Source organism: Bergeriella denitrificans NBRC 102155 (assembly GCF_001592185.1).
GTDB classification, from domain to species: domain Bacteria; phylum Pseudomonadota; class Gammaproteobacteria; order Burkholderiales; family Neisseriaceae; genus Neisseria; species Neisseria denitrificans.
The window spans coordinates 1-1,950 of sequence record NZ_BCWL01000286.1; the positions used below are offsets into that span (position 1 = coordinate 1).

The 1,950-nt window shown below is 57.7% G+C and carries 2 protein-coding genes; both read right to left on the reverse strand.

Annotation, left to right across the window (positions count from 1 at the left end):
• Positions 1-57: 57 nt before the first annotated feature.
• Positions 58-801 carry a lysophospholipid acyltransferase family protein gene (locus BDE01S_RS10240; protein WP_066081192.1) on the reverse strand — a complete coding sequence of 248 codons (744 nt, stop codon included), beginning with the start codon at positions 799-801 and terminating at the stop codon, positions 58-60.
• Between the two features lie 246 nt (positions 802-1,047).
• Positions 1,048-1,800 (reverse strand): GNAT family N-acetyltransferase, encoded by a 753-nt coding sequence (locus BDE01S_RS10245; protein ID WP_066081194.1) that lies wholly within the window; start codon positions 1,798-1,800, stop codon positions 1,048-1,050.
• Positions 1,801-1,950 lie beyond the last annotated feature (150 nt).

Sequence of the window (1,950 nt, forward strand, 5' to 3'; positions counted from 1 at the left end):
AAAAAGCCGTCTGAAAACACCTGTTTTCAGACGGCTTTTTTATTGTAAACCGTTGCTTTAGCCCAATTCCCGCTGCTTGGCGGCCAGCAGCTCGTGTACTTGTTTGGCGCATTGCTGGCGGTCGCCTTCGGGGAAGACCGGTTCTAAAAAGTGCAGCTCGGCGATGCTGCTTTTTTGGCTGCAAATCATCTTCATCGACTGCCACAGGCTGATGTCGCCGTAGTAGGCGGCGGCGGGGTTGGGGCTGCTGCCGTCGGGATTTGGGTAGCGGCAGAGTGTGGGCACGAAGGGGACGCGGGCTTCGAAGGCAGCTTGGAAGAAGCTGGTTTTGAAGGGCAGGATGCTGCGGCCTTCGGAGCTGGTGCCTTCGGGAAACAGGGTGACGGTATCGCCGTTTTTCAGGGCGTCGGTGACGGTGCGCAGCTTGTCACTGTTGCCCGCCGTGCCTTTGTTGCGGGCGACGTACACGGTTTGGGCTTGGGTGGCGAGGTAGCCGACCAACGGCCATTTGGCAACGTCGTCTTTGGCGACGAAGCGGTTGGGGAAGGCGGCGTTAACGGCCATGATGTCGAGCCAGGAGATGTGGTTGCAAATCAGCATTTGGCCGCGCCGCTCGGGCGGTGTGCCGTACACTTTGAGTGTCATGCCGCAGGAGGCGAGTACGCGGCGCGACCAAATCTGTATGGCGCGCAGTTTGCGGGCTTGGCTGTAAAAGGGAAACAGGAAAAACATTTCGGCCATGCCGTAGAGGATGCAGGCGGCCAGGCCGAGCAGGCGGAAGGTCAGGCGGATGGTGGTCATGGTGGGTGCGTTCGGGCGGTGTGTGTATTGTGAATGGGTACGGGAAGATAGGGTGAAATTCAAACAATCAAAATGGGCAGGCCGAGACCTTTGCAAAGTTCTAAAACTTCTTTGCAAACCGCTCTGCCGTCATTCGCTACGCAATTCGATTTTAGGAATTGCTCTACACAACGCAGCAAAATCAAGCGGAAAGGCCGTCTGAAAAAATAAGTTAGAATTTCAGACGGCCTTTCGGGCTTTCGGAGATTATAAATCCGGTGCGAAGCGTTGCAGGTAGCGGTCGTTGAGCTGGGTAACGTCCATCATAATCAGGATGTCGGCGCAGTTGAAGGCTTCGTCCACGCAGGGTTCGCCGCAAAACCAGGCGCCTGCTTTGAGGTAGCCTTTAATCAGGGGCGGGCATTCGGGCTTTTCGGCGGGCGTGAGCGTGTCCCATTTCATGGGGTTGAGCGGGGTCACGCGCCAAGGCTCGGGGGCGAGGTATTTTTGTTTCAACAGATGGTACAGGCCAGCCGCTTCGTGGCCGCCGTCGGCGGTGCTGATGCTGCCGCAGCCGATCATGAAGCGCAGGTTTTGCGTTTTCATGAATTTCATCAGGCCGGTCCACAAGAGCATAATCAGGCCGCCGTGGCGGTAATCGGGGTGGATGCAGGCGCGGCCGAGCTCGACGGTTTGCGGCAGGATGCCGGCCAGCGGCGACAGGTCGAATTCGCTTGCGCTGTACCACGAGCCGACTTTTGCTGCGCCCTCTGCGGTCAGCAGGCGGTAGCAGCCGACGATTTCGCCGGTGGCTTCGTCGAATGCGAGCAGGTGGTTGCAGTGGGCATCGTAGCGGTCGGTGTCTCTGCCGTCTTCGCTTTTGATGTCGGCACCGAGCTCTTCGGCGAATACGCGGTAACGCAGGCGCTGCGCGGCTTCGATTTCTGCGGGGGTTTCGGCCAGGCGGACACTCAGGCCGATTTTGGGGCCGTCGGTGTTGAAACGGGCGGGTTCGGTCATAGAATTCTTTCAAAAAACTGGCGGTACGCGAAAAGGCCGTCTGAAAACAGCAGCTCTGCCATAGCCGATAAGTCAATTATGCTGCAAGGCGGGCTAACGCCGTAGTAGAAATTACTCTTCGGCTATACCTGCGGCCATTCACATTTTTTA